Below are 7,140 nucleotides of genomic sequence, written 5' to 3'. Positions count from 1 at the left end.
CAGGCTGCTCCACCCCGCGTCCGTGGATGCGCACTATACTCTGCTGACTTTTTGTTGCAACCCTTTTTCGTAAAAATCACCAAATTAGACGTTGAATTGCCTGCTCTGCCGTCGATTTGGCTGTTTTTTACGCAAAATTTGCCTAAGGGGAGGCAATCGCATTTCAATACCTTTGCCGGTTTGTTATCTTCGTTGCGCAGAATGGGGCAACTTGAAGATGGGATATATGAAAGGACGTTGGGCGAAGTATCTGATGACAGGCGCAATGGTAGCAATCCTCGCCGCCTGTTCCTCCAAACCGACCGATCGCGGTCAGCAATATAAAGACGGGAAACTGACCCAGCCTTTCTCTTTAGTAAACCAGCCGGATGCCGTGGGTGCACCCATCAATGGCGGTGACTTCGCGGAGCAGGTAAGCCAGATCCGCACCGCATCGCCGCGGCTGTATGGCTCGCAGAACGCCGTCTATAACGCAGTACAGGACTGGCTACGCGCCGGGGGCGATACCCGCACCATGCGCCAGTTCGGCATTGATGCCTGGCAGATGGAGGGCACCGATAACTACGGTAACGTCCAGTTTACCGGCTACTACACCCCGGTGGTACAAGCCCGCCATACCGCTCAGGGTGAGTTCAAATACCCTATCTACCGCATGCCGCCAAAACGTGGCCGCCTGCCGTCCCGGGCCGAAATCTACTCGGGCGCGCTGAGCGACAACTATGTCCTCGCTTACAGCAACTCGCTGATGGATAACTTCATCATGGATGTGCAGGGCAGCGGCTATATCGATTTTGGCGACGGCAGCCCGCTTAACTTCTTCAGCTATGCGGGTAAAAACGGCCATGCCTACCGCAGTATCGGTAAAGTGCTGATCGATCGCGGAGAAGTGAAACGCGAAGATATGTCGATGCAGGCGATCCGCGAGTGGGGGGAGAAGCACAGCGAATATGAAGTGCGTGAGCTGCTTGAGCAGAACCCGTCGTTTGTCTTCTTCAAACCGCAAAACTTTGCCCCGGTGAAAGGCGCCAGCGCGGTGCCGCTGATTGGCCGCGCGTCGGTCGCCTCTGACAAGACAGTGATCCCGCCGGGTACCACGCTGCTGGCCGAAGTCCCGCTGTTGAATAACGAAGGCAAATTCAGCGGCCAGTACGAGCTGCGCCTGATGGTGGCGCTGGATGTGGGTGGCGCGATTAAAGGCCAGCACTTTGATATCTATCAGGGCATTGGCGCCGATGCCGGCCACCGCGCGGGCTGGTATAACCATTACGGCCGCGTGTGGGTGCTGAAAACTGCCGCAAGTACGGGCAACGTCTTTAGCGGCTGAGTGTGGTAATATTGACGCTATGTTTTCCGGGGTGAGGGGTAACTCTCACCCTTTTTACATCTGAGGTCTTATGTCTGTGGTAATGAGCGAAGCCTGGCGCCAGCGTTTTGGTGGCACCGCACGTTTATATGGTGAAAAAGCCCTGCAACTGTTTGCCGATGCGCACATCTGCGTGGTCGGCATTGGCGGCGTCGGCTCATGGGCAGCGGAAGCGCTGGCACGAACCGGGATCGGCGCCATTACGCTTATCGACATGGACGACGTCTGCGTCACCAACACTAACCGGCAGATCCACGCCCTGCGCGACAGCGTCGGGCTGGCGAAGTCAGAGGTGATGGCGGATCGCATTCGCCAGATCAACCCGGAGTGTCGCGTCACCGTCATTGATGATTTTGTGACCGCCGATAACGTGGCGCAGTATATGGGAGCTGGCTACAGCTACGTAATTGACGCCATCGACAGCGTGCGCCCGAAAGCGGCGCTGATCGCCTGGTGTCGCCGCAATAAAGTGCCGCTGGTGACCACCGGCGGCGCGGGCGGGCAGATCGACCCGACGCAGATCCAGGTGACGGACCTGGCGAAAACCATTCAGGATCCGCTCGCGGCCAAGCTGCGCGAGCGTCTGAAAAGCGATTTTGGCGTGGTGAAAAACAGCAAAGGCAAGCTCGGCATCGACTGCGTCTTTTCAACGGAAGCGCTGGTCTATCCGCAAGCGGACGGTTCAGTCTGCGCCATGAAAAGCAGTGCGGAAGGGCCAAAACGGATGGATTGTGCCTCTGGGTTTGGCGCGGCCACGATGGTGACCGCGAGCTTTGGTTTTATCGCCGTCTCTCATGCGCTGAAAAAGATGATGGCGAAGGCGGAACGTCAGGCCTGACGCGCCGCTTCCAGTACCGCGTCACTGAGCGCAGCCAGCCCCTGGCTGCGCGAGGCGCTAAGCTGGCCGCGTAGCCCCAGCGCATCGAACAGCGCCAGCGGGTTCTCCTCCAGGATCTGCGCGGCGCTTTTCCCCTCAATGGCCGTCAGCAGCACGGCCAGCAAGCCGCGAACAATCCGTCCTTCGCTGTCGCCATAAAAATGCAGCTTATCCCCAATTTTTGTAACGCCAAGCCAGACGCGGTTCTCGCAGCCGGGGATCTCTTTCGCCTGCGTTTTGAGTTCATCGGACAGCGCAGGGAGCTGCTTGCCCAGCAGGATCAGCTGGCGATATTTGTCTTCCCACTGGGTCAGCGGGGCAAAGGTCTGTTTTAACGTCTCTTCAGTGATGACGGTGCCGAACGGATGTCCGGCCAGGGTTGGGCTTGTCATTAATCCACCAGTAAAGCTAGAGCGCGATCGACGGCGGCAACCAGCGCGTCGACATCGCTTTGGGTGTTATAGGGAGCAAACGAGGCGCGCAACGTGCCGTTGACGCCCAGCGCCGCCAGCAGCGGCTGGGCGCAATGCTGGCCGGCGCGCAGGGCAATGCCATACTCCGCCAGCAGCGTCACCATGTCGCTGTGATGAACCCCGGCAAAATCGAATGCCAGCAGGCTCGAATCCTGTACCCGGAAGGAGCGAAAACCGGGGCGTTGTTTCAGCGCCTCTTCCGCCAGCGTTGCCAGCCCGCGGCTCCAGCTCTCTGCCTGTTGCAGATCGAGATCCGCCAGCCACTCCAGCGCCGCGCTCAGGCCAATGACGCCTGCGACATTTGGCGTCCCGGCTTCCAGACGATAAGGCACCTGCTGAGTTTTAAAGCCCTCGAAAGTCACCTCGGTGATCATCTTGCCGCCGCCGAGCCACGGGGTCATCTCCTCCAGCAGCGCCGCTTTGCCGTACAGTGCGCCAATACCGGTAGGACCGTACAGCTTATGTGCGGAGAAGGCATAGAAATCGATATCCAGCTGCTGTACGTCCGCCGGGAAGTGGACCACCCCCTGGGCGCCATCCACCATCACCACCATCCCGCTCTCATGGGCGAGGCGGATGGCGCGGGCCAGATCCGGGCAGCCGCCGGTGACGTTGGACATCTGCCCGAGCGCGAGAATGCGGCTACGCGGGGTGATCAACTCAGGCAGGCGAGCCACATCCGCCAGGCAGTCTGTGCCAATCGGGAGCTTAACCACCTTTGCGCCGGTCTGTTCGGCGACCATCAGCCACGGCACGAGGTTAGCGTGGTGTTCCGCCTCGCTGACAATAATCTCATCGCCCGGCTGCAGGCGCGGGCGGGCATAACATTGCGCCACCATGTTGATGGCTTCGGTGGTGCCCCGCGTCCAGACAATATTTTTGCCGCTTTCAGCGTTAAGCAGACGGGCAACCTGATCGCGCGCCGCTTCATAGCGTGCGGTTAAGCGCTGCGCCTCGGCAAACTGGCTGCGATGCACATTGCCAGCGCTCAGGCTGTAAAACTGGTTGGTGGCCTCAATCACTGCCTGAGGCTTAAGGGCTGTCGCAGCGCTATCAAGATAGACACCGGCATCGGCCAGGGCCGGAAACTGGGCGCGAAAATGGGCAGGGCTGAATGCGTTCATGGAATTCCTCTTCGTGATGATGAGATCGTCGCGCAAATTCCGCAGCAGGGCAAGAAGGTTGATCTCTATCGGAATTGTCTGTTTATCCTGGCGCAACAGACGAAGCAGGTTATGCTGAAATAGAGTCAGGAGAATGTCTTAGCCTGTTAATAAACACGCTTGAAATAGCATTAATTGCTGAAGGAGAAGAAAATGAAAAAGACTATCGCAATCGCCTCTGCCTGTATGCTTACCTTTGCCCTGAGCGCCTGTTCTGGCAACAACTATGTCATGCACACTAACGATGGCCGCTCTATCGTATCAGAAGGTAAGCCGCAAACTGATAATGATACCGGCATGATCTCGTATAAGGATGCTAACGGGAATAAACAGCAGATTAACCGTAGTGATGTGAAAGAGATGGTTGAGCTGAATAAGTAAGGATACAGCAGACAAAAAAAAGCACCGCAATTGGGCGGTGCTACATTAATCACTATGGACAGACAGGGTAAATGTACAGGAAGTGAAAAGGTGGTAGTTTTCCTACCGTGGTCTGAATCGCAGACCAATTGCAAACACAACAACACAACATCACAACCGTAAGCCAAAAGCCCATCAGAACACGCATTCCAAAAAAAGCTTTTCGTTCCGGCTCAGGAAGTGCCGCCACTATAGGTATTTGCTGGTAGTTCCTCAACGGACAATTTATAATGGCTCAGATAAAAAAAACTAATAGGTTAAACGTTGTTTCCTGTTTGTTAAAAGCCGTTAACATCTAAGCCAGATAACCATGTCCAAGCGATTACCACCACTTAATGCATTACGTGTATTTGATGCTGCTGCGCGCCATCTGAGCTTCACGCGCGCGGCCGATGAACTTTTTGTGACGCAGGCCGCAGTCAGTCATCAAATCAAGTCTCTTGAGGATTTTCTGGGCCTCAAGCTGTTCCGCCGCCGCAACCGTTCCCTGCTTCTGACGGAAGAGGGGCAGAGCTATTTTCAGGATATCAAAGAGATATTTTCCCAGCTTACCGAGGCTACCCGTAAGCTGCAGGCGCGCAGTGCCAAAGGGGCACTGACGGTCAGTTTATTGCCAAGTTTTGCCATTCAATGGCTGGTGCCGAGACTCTCAAGCTTTAACTCAGCTTATCCGGGAATCGACGTTCGCATCCAGGCGGTCGACCGTCAGGAAGAGAAGCTGGCAGACGATGTCGACGTAGCGATTTTTTATGGCCGGGGCAACTGGCCAGGGCTGCGTGTTGAAAAATTGTACGCAGAATATTTGCTGCCGGTCTGCTCGCCACTACTCTTAACAGGCGAAAAAGCGTTAAAAACGCCGGACAATCTGGCGCAACACACGCTTTTGCATGATGCTTCTCGCCGCGACTGGCAAACGTATACCCGGCAGCTTGGTCTTAACCATATCAATGTGCAGCAGGGGCCCATCTTCAGCCACAGTGCGATGGTGTTACAGGCTGCCATCCACGGACAGGGCGTGGCGTTGGCAAACAACGTGATGGCGCAGTCCGAAATTGAGGCTGGCCGCCTGGTCTGCCCTTTTAATGATGTTTTGGTCAGCAAGAACGCATTTTATCTGGTTTGTCATGACAGTCAGGCAGAACTGGGTAAAATAGCCGCGTTTCGCCAGTGGATCCTGGCAAAGGCGGCCAACGAGCAAGAAAAATTCCGCTTTCGGTACGAGTAACACTTTCTTTTGCGTGCAGGGCGCGCATAACTTCAGGACAGAAACATGACCAGCCGTTTTATGCTGATTTTCGCCGCGGTGAGTGGCTTTATTTTTGTTGCGCTGGGCGCCTTTGGCGCACATGTATTACGCAAATCCCTGGGTGTGGTGGAGATGGGCTGGATCCATACCGGTCTGGAATATCAGGCGTTTCATACCCTGGCAATCTTCGGACTGGCTGTGGCGATGCAGCGTCGCATCAGCATCTGGTTTTACTGGAGCAGCGTATTTATGGCGCTGGGAACCGTTTTGTTCAGCGGTAGCCTCTATTGCCTTGCGCTGTCGCATTTACGCCTGTGGGCGTTTGTTACCCCGGTGGGCGGCGTCAGCTTCCTGGTCGGGTGGGTATTAATGTTAATCGGTTCGTTCCGTCTGAAACGCAAGGGCGTTGTTCATGAATAAAGTTGTCTTATATTGTCGCCCGGGCTTTGAAAAAGAGTGTGCCGCGGAAATTACTGATAAAGCCGCGAAGCGTGAAGTCTTTGGTTTCGCTCGCGTGAAAGAGAATGCGGGCTACGTTGTTTTCGAATGCTATCAGCCCGAAGATGCCGATAAACTGGTTCGCGAACTGCCGTTCAGCTCGCTGATTTTTGCCCGTCAGATGTTTGTGGCCGGTGAGCTGCTGCAGGATCTGCCGCCAGAGGATCGTATTACCCCTATTGCCGGTATGCTGCAGGGCGTTGTGGAGAAGGGCGGTGAGCTGCGCGTTGAGGTGGCCGATACTAACGAAAGCAAAGAGCTGATGAAGTTCTGCCGCAAATTCACCGTGCCGCTGCGCGCCGCACTGCGTGACAGCGGCGTGCTGACCAACTACGAGACGCCAAAGCGTCCGGTGGTGCATGTCTTCTTTATCGCCCCGGGCTGTTGCTACGCCGGGTATTCCTATACCACCAACAATTCGCCGTTTTACATGGGGATCCCGCGTCTTAAGTTCCCGTCCGACGCGCCGAGCCGTTCCACCCTCAAGCTGGAAGAGGCGTTCCATATCTTTATTCCGGCCGACGAGTGGGATGAGCGTCTGGCAAACGGGATGTATGCGGTGGATCTGGGGGCCTGTCCGGGGGGCTGGACCTATCAGCTGGTGAAACGCAACATGTGGGTCTACTCCATTGATAATGGCCCGATTGCGCAAAGCCTGATGGACACAGGCCAGGTGACCTGGCTGCGCGAGGATGGTTTCCGCTATCGTCCGAACCGCAATAACATCTCGTGGCTGGTGTGCGATATGGTAGAAAAGCCGGCCAAGGTGGCCGCGCTGATGGCTACCTGGCTGGTCAACGGCTGGTGCCGCGAGGCGATTTTCAACCTCAAGCTGCCGATGAAAAAGCGCTACGAAGAGGTTTCCCAGAACCTGGCATACATCCAGACCCAGCTTGCAGAGCATGGCATCAATGCGGAGATCCAGGCGCGTCAACTGTACCACGACCGCGAAGAGGTTACCGTGCATGTACGCCGCTGGTGGGCTGCCGTAGGTGGCCGTCGCGACGAGCGGTAATCTGTACAACGCCCGGAGGCGCTACGCTTACCGGGCCTACAACACCCCTCGTCCCGCAGGCCCGGTAAGCGCAGCGCCTCCGGGC

The 7,140-nt window shown here is 56.3% G+C and carries 8 protein-coding genes; 6 read left to right on the top strand and 2 right to left on the bottom strand.

Annotated elements, in window-relative coordinates:
- Positions 1-226: 226 nt before the first annotated feature.
- Both mltA and tcdA read left to right on the top strand, forming a co-directional pair.
- On the top strand, positions 227-1,324 hold the full coding sequence (mltA, locus tag B3X29_RS13050) for a murein transglycosylase A (protein WP_103180954.1): 1,098 nt from the start codon (positions 227-229) through the stop codon (positions 1,322-1,324).
- A 70-nt stretch (positions 1,325-1,394) separates the two neighbouring features.
- Complete coding sequence (tcdA, locus tag B3X29_RS13045) at positions 1,395-2,201, top strand: tRNA cyclic N6-threonylcarbamoyladenosine(37) synthase TcdA (RefSeq protein WP_103180953.1); 807 nt, start codon at positions 1,395-1,397, stop codon at positions 2,199-2,201.
- On the opposite strand, the gene csdE is transcribed toward tcdA, so the two are convergent.
- Together csdE and csdA are read right to left on the bottom strand one after the other, a co-directional pair.
- On the bottom strand, positions 2,192-2,632 hold the full coding sequence (csdE, locus tag B3X29_RS13040) for a cysteine desulfurase sulfur acceptor subunit CsdE (protein WP_103180952.1): 441 nt from the start codon (positions 2,630-2,632) through the stop codon (positions 2,192-2,194). The genes tcdA and csdE overlap by 10 nt on opposite strands.
- Positions 2,632-3,837, bottom strand: coding sequence for a cysteine desulfurase CsdA (gene csdA / locus B3X29_RS13035; protein ID WP_159339805.1), 1,206 nt, complete (start codon positions 3,835-3,837; stop codon positions 2,632-2,634). Before csdA ends, csdE begins: the two co-directional genes overlap by 1 nt.
- Positions 3,838-4,029: 192 nt before the next feature.
- Here csdA and B3X29_RS13030 point away from each other — a divergent pair, with 192 nt between their 5' ends.
- The 4 genes from B3X29_RS13030 (at position 4,030) to rlmM (ending at position 7,055) form a co-directional block, all read left to right on the top strand.
- Positions 4,030-4,257: a YgdI/YgdR family lipoprotein gene (locus B3X29_RS13030; RefSeq protein WP_039029916.1), complete on the top strand. Its 228-nt coding sequence runs from the start codon at positions 4,030-4,032 to the stop codon at positions 4,255-4,257.
- 349 nt (positions 4,258-4,606) lie between these two features.
- Positions 4,607-5,521 (top strand): glycine cleavage system transcriptional regulator GcvA, encoded by a 915-nt coding sequence (gene gcvA / locus B3X29_RS13025; RefSeq protein WP_103180950.1) that lies wholly within the window; start codon positions 4,607-4,609, stop codon positions 5,519-5,521.
- 45 nt (positions 5,522-5,566) lie between these two features.
- Positions 5,567-5,962: a DUF423 domain-containing protein gene (locus B3X29_RS13020; protein WP_039029918.1), complete on the top strand. Its 396-nt coding sequence runs from the start codon at positions 5,567-5,569 to the stop codon at positions 5,960-5,962.
- A complete protein-coding gene (gene rlmM, locus B3X29_RS13015) occupies positions 5,955-7,055 on the top strand; it encodes a 23S rRNA (cytidine(2498)-2'-O)-methyltransferase RlmM (protein WP_103180949.1) in 1,101 nt (366 codons plus the stop codon). The genes B3X29_RS13020 and rlmM overlap by 8 nt, the downstream gene beginning before the upstream one ends.
- Positions 7,056-7,140: the final 85 nt, after the last annotated feature.

Origin of the sequence: Leclercia sp. UBA5076, from assembly GCF_002416465.1 — a bacterium.
Lineage (GTDB): Bacteria > Pseudomonadota > Gammaproteobacteria > Enterobacterales > Enterobacteriaceae > Enterobacter.
The sequence above is the reverse complement of the archived record's forward strand: the minus strand, read 5'-3'. Positions and strand labels throughout refer to the sequence as shown.

Coding starts and splice junctions, on each gene's coding strand:
- mltA (WP_103180954.1), top strand. CDS start 227: ATGAAAGGACGTTGGGCGAAGTATCTGATGACAGGCGCAATGGTAGCA.
- B3X29_RS13030 (WP_039029916.1), top strand. CDS start 4,030: ATGAAAAAGACTATCGCAATCGCCTCTGCCTGTATGCTTACCTTTGCC.
- gcvA (WP_103180950.1), top strand. CDS start 4,607: ATGTCCAAGCGATTACCACCACTTAATGCATTACGTGTATTTGATGCT.
- csdE (WP_103180952.1), bottom strand. CDS start 2,632: ATGACAAGCCCAACCCTGGCCGGACATCCGTTCGGCACCGTCATCACT.
- rlmM (WP_103180949.1), top strand. CDS start 5,955: ATGAATAAAGTTGTCTTATATTGTCGCCCGGGCTTTGAAAAAGAGTGT.
- csdA (WP_159339805.1), bottom strand. CDS start 3,837: ATGAACGCATTCAGCCCTGCCCATTTTCGCGCCCAGTTTCCGGCCCTG.
- B3X29_RS13020 (WP_039029918.1), top strand. CDS start 5,567: ATGACCAGCCGTTTTATGCTGATTTTCGCCGCGGTGAGTGGCTTTATT.
- tcdA (WP_103180953.1), top strand. CDS start 1,395: ATGTCTGTGGTAATGAGCGAAGCCTGGCGCCAGCGTTTTGGTGGCACC.